The organism is Limnohabitans sp. MMS-10A-192, from assembly GCF_003063335.1.
Taxonomy (GTDB): Bacteria; Pseudomonadota; Gammaproteobacteria; order Burkholderiales; family Burkholderiaceae_C; genus Limnohabitans_A.
This window is the reverse complement of the sequence record NZ_NERX01000002.1, coordinates 60,508-75,123: the sequence shown is the minus strand read 5'-3', so window position 1 is coordinate 75,123 and position 14,616 is coordinate 60,508. Positions and strand designations below refer to the sequence as shown.

The 14,616-nt window shown below is 61.3% G+C and carries 13 protein-coding genes and 1 riboswitch; of the genes, 12 read left to right on the top strand and 1 reads right to left on the bottom strand.

Features of this window, described 5'->3' with window-relative positions; all coding sequences use genetic code 11:
* The first annotated feature begins 180 nt into the window (after positions 1-180).
* From B9Z43_RS05230 to B9Z43_RS05220, 3 genes are read left to right on the top strand one after another with little or no spacing between them, the layout of a single operon-like run.
* A complete protein-coding gene (locus B9Z43_RS05230; protein ID WP_108323433.1) occupies positions 181-1,281 on the top strand; it encodes a nuclease in 1,101 nt (366 codons plus the stop codon).
* Complete coding sequence (locus B9Z43_RS05225) at positions 1,221-2,621, top strand: AAA family ATPase (protein ID WP_199222253.1); 1,401 nt, start codon at positions 1,221-1,223, stop codon at positions 2,619-2,621. Before B9Z43_RS05230 ends, B9Z43_RS05225 begins: the two co-directional genes overlap by 61 nt.
* Positions 2,621-3,151, top strand: coding sequence for a hypothetical protein (locus B9Z43_RS05220; RefSeq protein WP_146183916.1), 531 nt, complete (start codon positions 2,621-2,623; stop codon positions 3,149-3,151). The genes B9Z43_RS05225 and B9Z43_RS05220 overlap by 1 nt, the downstream gene beginning before the upstream one ends.
* A 177-nt stretch (positions 3,152-3,328) precedes the next feature.
* Here B9Z43_RS05220 and B9Z43_RS05215 read toward each other — a convergent pair whose 3' ends face one another.
* Positions 3,329-3,535 (bottom strand): hypothetical protein, encoded by a 207-nt coding sequence (locus tag B9Z43_RS05215; protein WP_108323426.1) that lies wholly within the window; start codon positions 3,533-3,535, stop codon positions 3,329-3,331.
* Positions 3,536-3,620: 85 nt separating this feature from the next.
* Positions 3,621-3,719, top strand: a riboswitch (S-adenosyl-L-homocysteine riboswitch).
* Between the two features lie 55 nt (positions 3,720-3,774).
* Here B9Z43_RS05215 and metH point away from each other — a divergent pair.
* The 9 genes from metH to B9Z43_RS05170 all read left to right on the top strand — a co-directional run bounded on the left by metH (position 3,775) and on the right by B9Z43_RS05170 (position 14,581).
* Positions 3,775-6,486, top strand: coding sequence for a methionine synthase (gene metH / locus B9Z43_RS05210; RefSeq protein ID WP_108323424.1), 2,712 nt, complete (start codon positions 3,775-3,777; stop codon positions 6,484-6,486).
* A gap of 5 nt (positions 6,487-6,491) precedes the next feature.
* A complete protein-coding gene (locus B9Z43_RS05205) occupies positions 6,492-7,562 on the top strand; it encodes a DUF6352 family protein (RefSeq protein WP_108323422.1) in 1,071 nt (356 codons plus the stop codon).
* A 46-nt stretch (positions 7,563-7,608) separates the two neighbouring features.
* Positions 7,609-8,049, top strand: a complete 441-nt coding sequence (locus B9Z43_RS05200; RefSeq protein WP_108323420.1) for an FKBP-type peptidyl-prolyl cis-trans isomerase — start codon at positions 7,609-7,611, stop codon at positions 8,047-8,049.
* A gap of 56 nt (positions 8,050-8,105) precedes the next feature.
* Complete coding sequence (locus B9Z43_RS05195; RefSeq protein WP_108323418.1) at positions 8,106-9,368, top strand: ABC transporter substrate-binding protein; 1,263 nt, start codon at positions 8,106-8,108, stop codon at positions 9,366-9,368.
* Between the two features lie 430 nt (positions 9,369-9,798).
* Positions 9,799-10,665, top strand: a complete 867-nt coding sequence (locus tag B9Z43_RS05190) for an energy transducer TonB (RefSeq protein WP_108323416.1) — start codon at positions 9,799-9,801, stop codon at positions 10,663-10,665.
* Positions 10,666-10,706: 41 nt separating this feature from the next.
* Positions 10,707-11,489: a DUF4395 domain-containing protein gene (locus B9Z43_RS05185; RefSeq protein ID WP_108323413.1), complete on the top strand. Its 783-nt coding sequence runs from the start codon at positions 10,707-10,709 to the stop codon at positions 11,487-11,489.
* Positions 11,486-13,255 carry an ABC transporter permease gene (locus B9Z43_RS05180; protein WP_233250050.1) on the top strand — a complete coding sequence of 590 codons (1,770 nt, stop codon included), beginning with the start codon at positions 11,486-11,488 and terminating at the stop codon, positions 13,253-13,255. The genes B9Z43_RS05185 and B9Z43_RS05180 overlap by 4 nt, the downstream gene beginning before the upstream one ends.
* Positions 13,252-13,983 carry an ATP-binding cassette domain-containing protein gene (locus B9Z43_RS05175; RefSeq protein ID WP_233250051.1) on the top strand — a complete coding sequence of 244 codons (732 nt, stop codon included), beginning with the start codon at positions 13,252-13,254 and terminating at the stop codon, positions 13,981-13,983. Before B9Z43_RS05180 ends, B9Z43_RS05175 begins: the two co-directional genes overlap by 4 nt.
* A complete protein-coding gene (locus B9Z43_RS05170) occupies positions 13,976-14,581 on the top strand; it encodes a CDP-alcohol phosphatidyltransferase family protein (RefSeq protein WP_108323411.1) in 606 nt (201 codons plus the stop codon). The genes B9Z43_RS05175 and B9Z43_RS05170 overlap by 8 nt, the downstream gene beginning before the upstream one ends.
* Positions 14,582-14,616 lie beyond the last annotated feature (35 nt).

Here is a 14,616-nt window from a genome sequence, read left to right as displayed (position 1 = left end):
AGGGGGCCGTGTTAGAGGAAGTTTACCAAATCCGCCGGTGGATATCCAAAATTGACCTTTGAAAAGTCCTCAGTTTGTTATCTGGTGCGTGAGAAAACAACACGCCCTATCGGGAAAACTTCAAATAATTCAATGACTTGCGTCATTGGTTGTTATCTTTGACGCCAACTGAAAGAGCCTATGTCCATCCAACACGCCATCTGGCAAGTCGCCGACCAGCCCGCCATCTTGCCCGCCGCCAAGCTCGCCAGCGAGCAGTTGTTGGAATCCATGATCGTGCGCGAGCCGCGCATACTTTCCAGCGAATGGATGCTGATCGGCCAGCAAGAAGTCACCTCGCACGGCGGGCGCATTGACCTGTTGGCCATTGCGCCCGATGGTTCGCTGGTGCTGATCGAACTCAAGCGCGACCGCACCCCGCGCGAAATCGTCGCGCAGGCGCTGGACTATGCCTCTTGGGTGGTGGACCTGACGGCCGATCGCATCGTGCAGATTTACCAGCGCTTTTCTAAGGGCGGCAGTTTGCAGGCCGATTTTCAAAAGCGCTTTGGTGCGGTGCTGGACGAAGACACGCTCAACCATTCGCACCAAATCATCATTGTGGCCAGTGAGTTGGACCCATCCACCGAGCGGATCGTGGCGTATTTGAATGCCCGTGACATTGCCATCAATGTGGTGTTCTTCAAGGTGTTTGAGCACGGCGGCCAGCAGCTGCTCAGCCGCGCCTGGATGATCGACCCAGGCGAAACCCAAGCCAACGCGGCAGCCACCAACACCGCCAAAGGCGAAGACAAAGAACCGTGGAATGGTGAGTTCTATGTTTCGTTCGGTTCGAATGAACACCGCAGCTGGGAAGACGCTCGGCGCTATGGTTACATCAGCGGCGGTGGCGGCACTTGGTACAGCCAGACGCTCAAGCTCTTGTCCCCCGGTGACCGTGTGTGGGTCAAGATTCCGCAAACGGGTTTTGTGGGTGTGGGCGAGGTGACTGAATCCGTGCAGTCAGCCAAAGACTTTATGGTGCCCACCCCCGAGGGCGACCGCCCCGCGCTCGACGTGTTGCAACATGGCCCGCTCTACAGCGCCACAGCCGACGACCCCGAGCAAGCCGAATACTTTGTGCGCGTGAAGTGGCTTCACGCCGTAGACACCACCCATGCCTTCAACGAGGTCGGTCTCTTCGGCAACCAAAACACAGTCTGCCAACCCCGCGCCGCCAAATGGCGGCATACGGTGGAGCGGTTGAAGGCGGTGTTTGTGAATTGGAATGGAGTCATTTGAATGTTCATAATGCGTCATCAGACAGCCAAGGAAAAGACATGACCATTGCCGATCTTTTCGGTGATTCCGATCAGAAAAAAAGCGCCAAATCTCCACGGCCAGCCGCTACGAATAAGTCTGTGCGCAAAACCAAGCCACCGCGTTTGCAAGTGAATCACTTGGGCCCCGTTGCTTCTGCTGATTTGGCATTTGGCGACCTCACGGTGATCGTCGGTCCACAAGCCACGGGCAAGAGCATCTTTTTGCAGACGCTCAAATTGCTGGTTGATCGGGACCAGATTCATGACACATTCAAGCACCACAGCATGTCTTTCAATGACAAGGCGGGGGCATTCATGGAGGGCTATTTTGGGCGCGGCCTTTCGGGGGCATGGAGCGCAAAGTCGAGCCTGACATGGAAAGGCAAGTCTGTTGATCTCGCCGACTACGCCAAGCCATCCAAGTCCACAACGCGGCATGAACGGATGTTCTACATTCCGGCGCAGCGGGTGATGAGTTTGCCTGGTGGTGTCTCCCAAAACTTTGGCCAGTTCAATTTTGGGGACCCCTACACCTTGCGGGCTTTCAGCGATGCCGTGCACGATCTGATTCAAAACGAATTTGGCGCCAAGGGTGAGCTTTTTCCCGGGCCGAACCGATTGAATGACACTTTGCGCAAGCCCATCCAGAACCATTTGTTTGGCGGCAATCGTTTGGTGATCGATGACAAGGATTTCACCAAACGGCTGGGGCTGCATGTCAAAGGGCAAGACAAGCCCCTTGGCTTTTTGTCCTGGTCGGCAGGGCAGCGTGAATTCACGCCTTTGCTCATGGGTGCGTATTGGCTTTGCCCCACCACGAACCGCCGCAAGACGGGCAAGACGGTGGATGAGTGCATCGAATGGGTGGTGATTGAAGAGCCCGAGATGGGCTTACACCCACAGGGTATTTCTGCGGTTTTATTGCTGGTCCTGGAGCTGATGAGGCGCGGTTATAAGGTTGTTTTGTCCACCCACTCGCCTGTGGTGCTCGACATGGTTTGGGCGTTGCAGGAGTTTAAAAAATTGGGTAGCTCCGAGGCATTGGTTCGTCAAGTGTTTGATTTGCAATCGACGCCAGATGCCAAAAAAATTGCGCAGTCCGCACTGACCAAAGACTATGCAGTTTATTACTTTGACCGTGGTGGTTCGGTTCAGGACATTTCCAACCTCAATCCCGGTGCCATGGACACAGCAGAGTCTGAGTGGGGTGGCATCAGTGGTTTTGCAACTCGCACCAACAATGCCATTGCAGATGCCGTTGCCGAGTCGGAGTCGAGACCGAGCAAAAGGCGAAAGGCCAGGAAACAGGAGTCGATCTGATGGCTGCCAAGGGAGTGAAACAAACAAAAAACGCCAGCAAAAAGAAAATCAGCGGTTTCGATTCAGCGGCATGTGACGCTGGTCTGTTGCCGAAAGCTGGCAAGGAAGCGGTCGAAAGCTCGTACCGCGCACAAATTCAAGTGAACAAAGGTGGTGCGTTCTCTGGCAGCGTTGATGTTGACGGCCATTTCAGGGCTGTTGAACCGCAAAGCCACCGCTGGGATTACGGCATTGGCGTTCAGTTGATGAACGGTCAGGAGCTGGTGTGTTGGGTGGAGCCGCATCCTGCATCCAGCACTGGGCAAGTCGCCAAAATGCTGGAAAAGCTCGCGTGGCTCAAAAACAAGCTTGAGACACCGGCCTTCAAGAAATTGAAAGCCATGACGCACGCCCCTGGACACACTGGCTCGCCTTATTACTGGCTGCGAACCGTGAGTGGCGAATGCCGAATTTCGGCCAACAGCCGAGATGCGAGATTGCTGGCGTTGAATGGTTTGCGAATGCCAACGCAACATCTCAGATTGCCCTGATGCGTATCCGTCCAGCAACCGTCTGGTGCTCGTATAAGGCTGAAAAATTAGATTTGTCTTCAACTAAGAAAGCGGGTCTCTCTCGGCTAAGTGACTGATTTCATTGATGTCTAAATGCACAAGTCTGAAATTACTAGACAAGAGAACAGCAAGTCTTAGGTTGTTCATCCTGAGTTGTCAGCAATTGCGATAGGGCTTGGCCAGTTGACCTTTCTTGTTCAGGATGCCCGCTCGGATGAGGAATTCTTGAGCGGTTTTTTTGGATTCGCGAATTTCTCGGCCAAATGCCTGCATGTCGGCAATGCGTTCATCGGGCGTCATGACGACCACAAATTTGCCGTGAGGCGGTGAGGCCACTTTGTTGGGGCTTGTGTTGGTGGTCATGAACGAATGGCTCCGAATAGCTGCTTTCGAGCGACTCTACCTTGTCATTTGAGGGTTGAGAATTAGAAGGGCTTAAAATCCCCCCTTCCCCAAGGAGCGTTGCAGCCCGCCGCCTTATAGGCGCAGCAGGTCAGGCTTGGGGCCTTCAATTCCTGATTGTTTTGCACAACGACGCTCACCTGTAAGCCCAAGGTGAGCCTGTGTCTGTTGTCGCGTCTTCCATCGTGTCTGTCCCCCCCATGAAGTTGTCCGGTCTGGAGCCTGTCTCCATCGGCACCGGGTCGCTGTTTGTCAACGTGGGCGAGCGCACCAACGTGACCGGCTCCAAGGCCTTTGCCCGCATGATCTTGAACGGCGAGTACGAGCAGGCTTTGGCCGTCGCACGCCAACAGGTCGAAAACGGTGCGCAGGTGATCGACGTGAACATGGACGAAGCCATGCTCGACAGCCAAGCCGCCATGGTGCGGTTTTTGAACCTGATGGCCGGTGAGCCCGACATCGCCCGCGTGCCGGTGATGGTGGACTCGTCCAAATGGACGGTGATCGAAGCCGGTTTGCGCTGCATCCAGGGCAAAGGCATCGTGAACTCGATCAGCATGAAAGAGGGCGTGGACGAGTTCAAACGCCAGGCCAAGTTGGTCAAGCGCTATGGCGCGGCAGCCGTGGTGATGGCGTTCGACGAAAAAGGCCAGGCCGACACCTACGAACGCAAGATCGAGATTTGCGAGCGCGCTTACCGCGTGCTGGTCGATGAGGTGGACTTCCCGCCCGAAGACATCATTTTTGACCCGAACATTTTTGCCATCGCCACCGGCATCGAAGAGCACAACAACTACGCGGTGGACTTCATCAACGCCACGCGCTGGATCAAGCAGAACCTGCCGGGTGCCAAGGTTTCAGGCGGCGTGTCCAACGTGTCGTTCAGCTTCCGCGGCAACGACCCGGTGCGCGAAGCGATCCACACCGTGTTCCTGTATCACGCCATCCAGGCGGGCATGGACATGGGCATCGTCAACGCGGGCATGGTCGGCGTGTACGACGACCTGGAGCCCACACTGCGCGAGCGTGTGGAAGACGTGGTGCTCAACCGCCGCCCCGATGCCGGTGAGCGCTTGGTGGAAGTGGCAGACAGCGCCAAGGGCGCGGCCAAAGACGAAAGCACCAAGCTGGCCTGGCGCGGTACGCCCGATGCGCCTGTGGGCGTGGCGCAGCGCCTGAGTCATTCGCTGGTGCACGGCATCACCGACTTCATCAGCGACGACACCGAAGAGGCTTACCAAGAGATTCTGGCCAAGGGCGGTCGCCCGCTGCATGTGATCGAAGGCCCGCTGATGGACGGCATGAACGTGGTCGGTGACCTGTTCGGCCAGGGCAAGATGTTCTTGCCGCAGGTGGTCAAGAGCGCCCGCGTGATGAAGCAGGCCGTGGCGCATTTGCTGCCCTACATCGAGGCTGAAAAACTGGCCAAGGAAGCGGCGGGCGAAGATGTGAAGGCCAAGGGCAAGATCGTGATAGCCACCGTCAAGGGCGACGTGCACGACATCGGCAAGAACATCGTCACGGTGGTCTTGCAGTGCAACAACTTTGAAGTGGTCAACATGGGCGTGATGGTGCCCTGCCACGAGATTTTGGCCAAAGCCAAAGAAGAGAATGCCGACATCATTGGTCTGTCGGGCCTGATCACGCCCAGCCTGGAAGAGATGCAGTACGTGGCCGCCGAGATGGAAAAAGACCCGTACTTCCGCGAGCGCCAGATGCCGCTGCTGATCGGCGGCGCCACCTGCAGCCGCGTGCACACGGCTGTGAAAATCGCGCCCAACTACTCAGGCCCGGTGGTCTATGTGCCCGATGCCTCGCGCAGCGTGAGCGTGGCGCAAGGCTTGCTGTCCGAGCAAGCTGCGAACTACATCGCCGAGCTGAACGCCGATTACGCCAAGGTGCGCGAGCAGCACGCCAACAAAAAACAAACCCCCATGTGGACACTGGCGCAGGCCCGCGCCAACAAGACGCCCATCGATTGGTCCCAAGGCGTGCCCGCCGCGCCCAAGTTCATAGGTCGGCGCGTGTTCAAGAATTACGACCTGGCCGAGATCGCGCAATACATCGACTGGGGCCCGTTCTTCCAGACCTGGGATTTGGCTGGGCCTTTCCCTGCCATCCTCGACGACGAAGTGGTGGGCGAGCAGGCGCGCAAGGTGTATGCCGACGGCCAGGCCATGCTGCAAAAAATCATCGACGGCCGCTGGGTCACGGCCAATGCGGTGCTGGGCCTGTACCCCGCCAACAGCGTTCATGATGACGACATCGCGCTCTATGCCGATGAATCCCGCCAGCAGGTCGCCATGACCTGGCGTGGCCTGCGTCAGCAGACCGAAAAACACATGATCGATGGTGTCATGCGCCCCAGCCGTTGCCTCGCCGACTTCGTCGCGCCGCAAGGCACAGCGCCAGACCATGTGGGTGTGTTCGCCGTCACCGCAGGCATTGGCGCCGACAAACGCGCAGAGGCCTTTGAAGCCGCGCACGACGACTACAGCGCCATCATGCTCAAGTCATTGGCCGACCGCCTGGCTGAAGCGTTGGCCGAGTGCCTGCACAAAAAAGTGCGCACCGACCTGTGGGGTTACGCCGCTGGCGAGGCCCTGAGCAACGAAGAGCTGATCGCCGAAAAATACCAGGGCATCCGCCCCGCACCCGGCTACCCCGCCTGCCCCGACCACAGCGCCAAACAAGCGATGTTCGACTTGCTGCAATGCGAAGACATTGGCATGGGCCTGACCGAAAGCCTGGCCATGACGCCTGCGGCCAGCGTGAGCGGTTTTTACATCGCGCACCCCGAGGCGCAGTATTTCAACGTCGGCAAAGTCGGTGACGACCAAGTGCAAGACCTCGCGCAGCGCAGCGGAGTGCAAGTCAAAGACCTGCAACGCTTGCTGGCCCCCAACCTGTAAACACCATGCAACACATCTGGACGGCTTGCGGCCACCAACACCTGAGCCCCAACGAGCGGGGTTGGCTGGTGCCCAGTCCAGACTATTGGCGGCTGTGGCTGCAGCGCCCTGAAATGGCGCTGGTGCCTGAGTCGTGCAAGGAAGAAATTCGCTTGCACAAAGCGCTGCTAGAGGCGCCGCTGATACAGGTTGCCCCCGCGAGTCTCAAAGCCTTCAAGGACGAAGATGCGCGCGAAAACTACGCGCTGTTCTTGCGTTTCCGCGACGATGTGGAAAACGCAGGTTCGCTGGAGTCGGCCTACATGGGCTGGATGAAAAGCGGCCACATCCAGCTGCCGCCCTTGTTCATCGATCTGGTGGTGCAGGCCATCGTGTGCCAGGTGCTCAGCGATGTGGACGATGCCTGGGTCTGGCGTGCCGCAGAGCTGCTGTTCCGTCGCCAACGCATCACCGTGCAAGAGGGCCGTGTGCTGTCGGGCGACAGCGACACGCTCGACACCTTGCAAGCCACCGGTGGCCTGGGCGAGATGGGTCGCTTGTTGATGGAGGGCGGTGCGCCGCTCAAGGCGGTTGATGTGAAGGTGCTGCACCAGGACAACGAAGACCGTTACCTGGCGCAGCGCGAAGGCTTGGGGCGCTACGCCTTTTTGCTCGACATGACGCACGAAATCCAGAACGAATTGCCGCACGGGCTGATCCTGAAAATGGTCAACGCCCGCTCAGGCCTCAAGGCCTTGTCGGTGGTGCTGGCCCGCTGGGTGCAACACTTTTTGGGTGTGGCGGTGCAGATCGAACCGGTGCAAAAAGTGGACGACCCCGCCTGGCGCTGGCATGTGGGCCTGGACGCCACGGCCACCGCTTTGCTCAACGATTTGTACCAAGGCACCGAGCTGTCAGCCCAACGCCAGCAACAACTCATCAGCCTGTTCAAGCTGCGCTTTGACAACCCCCAAGACATGCGCGCCGACGTGCAGGGCAAGCCGGTGTATTTGGGCTTGGCCATGAACGAGCAGGGCCTGCTCAAGCTCAAGCCGCAAAACCTGTTGCTCAATTTGCCCTTAACCCTTTCGGCCTGAGCTTGTTCCGCTCAGGTTTTGTTGTCCTTAACCTACCCAGCGCATCATGAAAACTTCCCTTCGCCTTTCGTGTCTCGCCATTGCTCTGTTGGCCCAAGTGGCCATGGCGCAAAACGCGGTGACCACAGCCGCCGCCAAGGAAGACGGCGCTGTTGTGACCCCCAGTGGCCTGGTTTACCGAAGCCTGAAAGACGGCAGCGGTGCCAGCCCCACGGCCAGTGACAAAGTGACGGTGCACTACAAAGGCACCTTCCCGGACGGACGCGAATTTGACAGCTCTTACAAACGCGGCCAGCCCATCGACTTCCCCCTCAACCGCGTCATCGCGTGTTGGACCGAAGGCGTGCAGCGCATGAAAGTGGGCGGCAAAGCCAAGTTGACCTGCCCACCTGAGATCGCTTACGGTGCGCGAGGCGCGGGCAACGCGGTGCCGCCCAATGCCACGCTGTTGTTTGAAGTTGAGTTGCTGGGCATTCAAGGCAAGTGATGCCTCTGGCGCCATTCACAGCACCGCCGCGCCCTGCCTGACACGATAGGCCTGACATGACACACCAGACTCCTTCCCCCACCGAAACCCCGCAGCGGCGGTGGAATCGTCGGCAAACCTTGGCTGCTTTGGGGGCGGTTTCGGTGTTGCCCGCCACGGTGGCTGTGCGCCCGGCGGCGGCGCAAGTTGCCAACACCGCTTGGCCCGACACCTTGCGCGCCACACGCGGTCAAACCGTTTACTTCAACGCCTGGGCGGGTAGCGAGCGCATCAACGCTTACCTGCAATGGGCGGCGGGCGAATTGCAGCGCGACTTTGGTGTGAAGCTGCAGCACGTCAAGATCAGCGATGCGGCCGATGTGGTCAAGCGTGTGCGTGCCGAAAAGCAAGCCGGGCGCAAAGACACCGAGGGCACGGTGGACCTCATCTGGATCAACGGCGAAAACTTTGCCGCCATGAAACGCGATGCTTTGTTGTCTGCGCCCTTTGCCCAAACCCTGCCCAACTTCCAGTGGGTGGACACAGCAGGCAAGCCCACCACGCTGGTGGATTTTTCGGTGCCCACCGACGGGCTGGAATCGCCCTGGGGCATGGCGCAGCTCACGTTTTTTGCAGATCGCCAGCGCCTGCCCCAACTGCCGCAAAGCATGGCCGAACTGCTGGCCCTGGCCCGCAGCCAACCCGGGCGCATCACCTACCCGCGCCCGCCCAACTTCCATGGCACCACCTTCATCAAGCAGGCGCTGATCGAGCACGCGCCCGATGTGAAAGCACTGGCCCAGCCCGTGACGCCGTTAGCACTGGAAGCACAAGCCGCACCGCTGTGGCGCTTTCTCGATGCGCTGCACCCGCACCTGTGGCGCGGTGGCAAACAGTTCCCGCAAAACTCGGCCGCGCAGCGCCAGATGATGGCCGACGGTGAGTTGGTGATGGCGCTGACGTTCAACCCCAACGAAGCGGCCAACGAGATCGCCGCCAAGCGCCTGCCCGCCACGGTGCAGAGCTGGCAGTTCGCCAAGGGCACCATTGGCAACACGCACTTTGTGGCCATCCCCTACAACGCACCCAGCAAAGCGGGCGCACAAGTCGTGGCCAACTTTTTGCTGTCGCCGGTTGCGCAAGCGCGCAAGGCAGACATCGACGTGTGGGGCGACCCCACGGTGCTCGATGTGGGGCGCCTGCCCGCCGCTGACCGCGCTCGCTTTCAGTCCGCACCCCACGCCGGGCAAGTGCGCCAAAGCGCCCCCGTGCTGCCCGAGCCCCACGCCTCGTGGGTCGATGCGCTCGAAAAAGAATGGACCCGCCGCTACGGCGTGTGACACGTCGCTGCGCAAAAAAACGGTCATCCCGAATTTAAAGCGCGTCATGCCTGGCACGCTTCATTGTCATCCCGGACTCGATCCGGGATCCATGCATTGTCATCCCGGGCTTGACCCGGGATCCATGTCTGCAAGGGAGCTGGACCCCGCATCAAGTGCGGGGTAATAAAGAGTTGCCATTGCGAGCACGCTTCATTGTCATCCCGGGCCTGACCCGGGATCTATGCTTGCAAGGGAGCTGGACCCCGCATCAAGTGCGGGGTGACAGAGAGTTGCCATTGCGAGCACGCGTCATTGTCATCCCGGGCTTGACCCGGGATCCATGACCCGCCACCTCAGCATTCCGTAGGGTTAACATCAGCGCTCACCAATATGGTTAGCCCACGCAGGCCGCGCCGTTTCTGGCCCTGCCCTGCACCCCCGGCCCTTCATGCCCCGCAAGCTGTCTTTTTCTGCCGTTCTTCTCACGCTGGCCTTGCACGCGCTGGCTTTGGCGTGGGCTATGGGCTGGGTCTTCAAACTTTCGGATTCCCAACCCTCGCCCAAAACCACGGTGGTGTATCTGAACCTGCTCAAGCCGCCGGACTTGCCGCAGCGCGAGCCCATCCAGCGCAAGCCCATCACCGCCCCGACTCAGCAACCAGCCCCCGCCTTGCCGCCGGTCACCACCACGCCCGCCGCACCAGTCACCCAGCTCGCCACCCCGCCCAACACCCCCCGCGCCACCATGGCCGCGCCCCCGCCGCCCACGGCCGAAGAATGGGCCTTTGCTGCCGGCTACACCAACAAAAACAGCAAGGGCTACCGCTACAGCTGGGGCCAGCAAGTGCGCAGCATGATGGGCACCGCCGTCGAAGGCCCCGACCAAGGCTTTGTGCGCTTTCGCATCGAGATCGCGCCCAACGGCACGCTGGTGCAACTGCAAACGCTGTGGACCACCTCGCCCGTGGCCGAAAAGCTGGCGCGTCAGGCCATTCAAGCCATGCCCCCGCTGCCGCCCACGCCCACGGGCAAACCGCTGGTGTTTGAGAAAACCATTTCGTTTTCGCCCTTCGCCAGCGATGGCCCGCCGCTGTACAAAGACGATTGCCTGCCCGACCCGCCGGTGTTCCGCAACCCCTTTGCTTGGGACGGCCAATCGCCGCAAGTGGCCCCAGCGCCGGTGCAGGCGGCACCGCCCGATCCGCAAGCGCTGGCCGACTGCTTGCGCCAACTGCCCAAAGACTCCATCGAGGCCGAAAGTGCCCACGACCGCAGGCTGATGGAGCAATGGGGCTCAGGTCAACTCAAGCGCTGAATTTGCTTGATACTCCAGCCACATCCAAATGAGAAACCCCCATGACTTCACGCATTTTTGAATTTGGCCAAACGCTGCCCGGCTACGACGTGCCGGTGCTCAACGAACGCGCGGTGCGGGCCAGTGCGGGCATCTTGTTTTTTGTGGCCATGGTCACCTTCATGCAGGCGCTGCTGCTGGGCAACTTCAAACCCACGCAAGTGTTTGTGGTGGCCTTCCTCATCGAGTTTGCCATCCGCTTGTTCGTCAACCCGCGTTGGGCCCCGGCCATGATCGTGGGCCAGTGGGCGGTGCGCGCCCAAATGCCCGAGTACGTGGGCGCACCGCAAAAGCGCTTCGCCTGGAGCATCGGTCTGGTGCTGGGCTTGTCCATGTTTTATTTGATCGTGGTGCAAGGCGTGATCGGCCCCATCAACATGCTGGTGTGCGGCACCTGTTTGCTCTTGCTGTTTTTGGAGTCGGCTTTTGGCATTTGTGTGGGCTGCAAACTGCACGACCTGCTGCGCCCCCAAACCGCCCAGCTGTGCCCCGGTGGCGCATGCGCCTACACACCGCCCGCAGGGGCCGGTGGGCAGTGGGGTCACTTGGCTTTGCTGGTGGTGTTTGCGCTGGTCATGGTCGGGGTGGGGCGTTGGGTCAGCCACGGGCCTGATGTGCGGGGCATGCACCACCCCAGCATGCACGGGCAGGGCACGGTGCAGCCAGCCTTGCAGTCTGAGCAAACCCCCGCATCCGGGGCCGACGCCGAGCGCTGCAAGGTGCCCGAGTTTGCCAAAGCCATGGGCCACGAAACCATCTGGAAACAGCACAACGGTTGCCTGTGAGCGCCTTGGCCCTTTTTGCTGCGTGGCTGCTGGCGCTGATCGCGGCCTTGCCCATCGGCGCAGCGCTGTGGGCGGTGGGCGCGCAAATGCTCGACGCCGCTGCCTGGCAAGCCCTGTGGGCCGACCCGCAAACATGGCGCGCCTGGGGCATGACGCTGTGGACCGGTTTGGCCTCGACCGCATTGGCGTGGATCACCGTGGCGCATGTGCTGGCCAGCGGCTTCATCCGCCAACAACTGGGGCGCTGGCTGTCGCATCTGCCTGCCTTGTTGGCCACGCCGCACGCGGCCATGGCCATCGGGCTGGTGCTGTGGCTCTCGCCCAGCGGTTGGGCGCTGCGACTGGTGTCGCCGGGCCTGACCGGCTTTGACGCACCGCCGCCCTGGTTCACCACACAAGACCTTTGGGGCCTGGGGCTGATCCTGGCGCTGTGGCTCAAAGAGGTGCCGTTTTTGCTGTGGGTGGCCGCCACCCAAATGCAGCGCGAAGAACTGCGCCGCCGCTGGCAAGCCGAATACGCCCTGGCCCAAACCCTGGGTCGCACCCCCGCACAAGTCTTTGCGCAAATCATCTGGCCGCAACTGGCCCCGCGCCTGCGCTGGCCGCTCTTGGCGGTGCTGGCCTATGGCCTCACGGTGGTGGATATGGCGCTCATCATCGGCCCCGCCACACCGCCCACCTTGGCGGTGCTGGCTTGGCAATGGCTGAGCGATGCCGATCTGCTCACGCAATCGCAAGGCGTGGCGGCAGCGGGGTGGTTGACGGGCACGGTGTTGGTGGCGGGCGTGGTTACGGCCTGGCTTGTAGGAGTCGCGCCCTCGCGGCGAATGCGGGGGTATGGCAAGCGCTTGATCGGTGTGGTACTGCCGCATTCACCCAAGGATGGACTTGTAGGAGCCGCGCCCTCGCGGCGAATGTTGGGGTATGGCCAGCGCCTGATGCTGGCTTGGGCAGCGTATCTGCCAAAGCCAGGTTTTGTCGGGGGGTGGCCGCCGAATGTCGTTTGGACGCTGATCCTCACCACCTACGCCGCCATCTGGTTCGCCCTGACCGTGGGCAGTGTCTCGGGCGTGTGGCCTTTTCCCCAAGTGTGGCCCGAGTTGTGGACGCTCAATGCCTGGCAACAAGTGGCCAGCAGCGCGCACACCGTGTGGACCACCTTGGGCTTGGGCGTGGCCTCGGCCAGTGTGTGTTTGCTGTGGTCGGTGGCTTGGTTGGAGCTGGCGCCGCGCCGTTGGCAGCATGCCTTGCAACCCTGGTTCTTGTTGCCGCTGGTTTTGCCTTCGGTGCTGTGGGTGGTGGGCTTGTACAGCCTGGCGCTGCACACACGGCTTGAAGGCCAATGGCTGGGCCTGTGCCTGGCGCACGCGGTCATGGTCTTGCCCTATGTGCTGCTGGCACTGGTGCCCGCCTACCAAGCGGTGGACCCGCGCCAAGCCGCGCTGGTGGCCAGCTTAGGCCATGGTCGTTGGGTGTATCTGTGGCGCGTGAAGTGGCCTTTGCTGAAACGCGCCATCGCCTCGGCTTGGGCCGTGGGCTTTGCGGTCAGCGTGGCGCAATACCTGCCCACGCTCTATGTGGGCGCGGGCCGCTTTGCCACCGTCACCACCGAAGCCGTCACCTTGGCCGCGGGTGCGCAACGCTCGCTCATGAGCGCCTACGCCGCGCTGCAAATGCTCTTGCCCATCGCTGCCTTTGCGCTGGCCGCGTGGCTGGGCAGGCCCCGCCGATTTGAGAAGATCGCCCCCATGAAAGCCACACCATGACCGACACCCCACAAGATGGTCTGCATCACGGCATGAACGACGGCCTGCACGTACACATCGAACGCTTGGGCAGCGCGCGCCATGCTCTGGTGAGCGGCCTGCGCCTGCATGTGCCGCCCGGCGAAATCCTCACGCTCATGGGCCCGAGTGGCTGCGGCAAAAGCTCGGTGCTCGCGTCAATAGCGGGCACGCTGGCCAGCGTGTCCGAAGGGCTGCAGCCCCTGCAATTGCAAGGCTCGGTGCAACTCAATGGCCGCGAACTTGCGCAGCTGCCCACCCATCAACGCGGCGTGGGCCTGGTGTTTCAAGATGCCTTGCTCTTCCCGCACATGACGGTGACCGAGAACCTGCTGTTTGCCGTGCCCGCTATTTCCACAAACGGCATCAGCAGCACCAACGCGCAGCGCCAAGCCCGCGTGCAACAAGCGCTGCAAGAAGCCGAGCTGAGCGGCATGGGCGATCGCGACCCATCCACCCTCTCGGGCGGGCAGCGTGCGCGTGTGGCGCTCATGCGCGCCTTACTGGCCGAGCCGCAAGCGCTGCTGCTTGACGAGCCGTTTTCCAAACTCGACGCCGCCTTGCGCGCCCAGCTGCGCCCGTGGGTGTTTGCGCATGTGCGCGAGCGGCGTATCCCGGTGGTGCTGGTCACGCACGACGAACAAGACGTGGCCGACCCGCAGCGCGTGCTGCACTTGCGCGCCACCGAAGAAAGCACCAGCCATGTTTGACCGCCACGCCCAAACCCTCTTGCGCCCCGCGCTGAACGCCGCCGCACGCGGCTTGGTGCGCGCAGGCATCAGCGCCGATGCGCTCACCTGGCTGGGCTTTGCCATCGGCATGGCCGCCGCCGTGGCCATTGCGCTGCAAGCGTGGTGGTGGGGCTTGGCGCTGCTACTGACCTCGCGCTTGCTCGACGGGCTGGACGGCAGCGTGGCCCGCCTGACCCAGCCCACCGACGCAGGCGGCTTCCTCGACATCGCGCTCGACTTCGTCTTCTACGCCGCCATCCCCCTGGCCTTTGCGGTGGCCAATCCCGCCACCAACGCCCTGCCCGCCGCGGCCTTGCTGGCCAGCTTCATCGGCACCGGCAGCAGCTTTTTGGCATTTGCCGCGCTGGCCGAAAAACGCGGCTTGACCGACACCGCCCTGCCGGGCAAAAGCTTTTACTTCCTGGGCGGCCTGACCGAAGCCACCGAAACCATCACCGTCTTCGCCGCCATGTGCATCTGGCCTGAACACTTTGCGGTGTTGGCTTATGGGTTTGCGGGCTTGTGCGCCATCACCACGGGGATGCGGGTTGGGTGGGGGTATTGGCGGTTGGGGTGAATTGCAGCGGCCATGCGATCGGCTGGGGTGGGGCA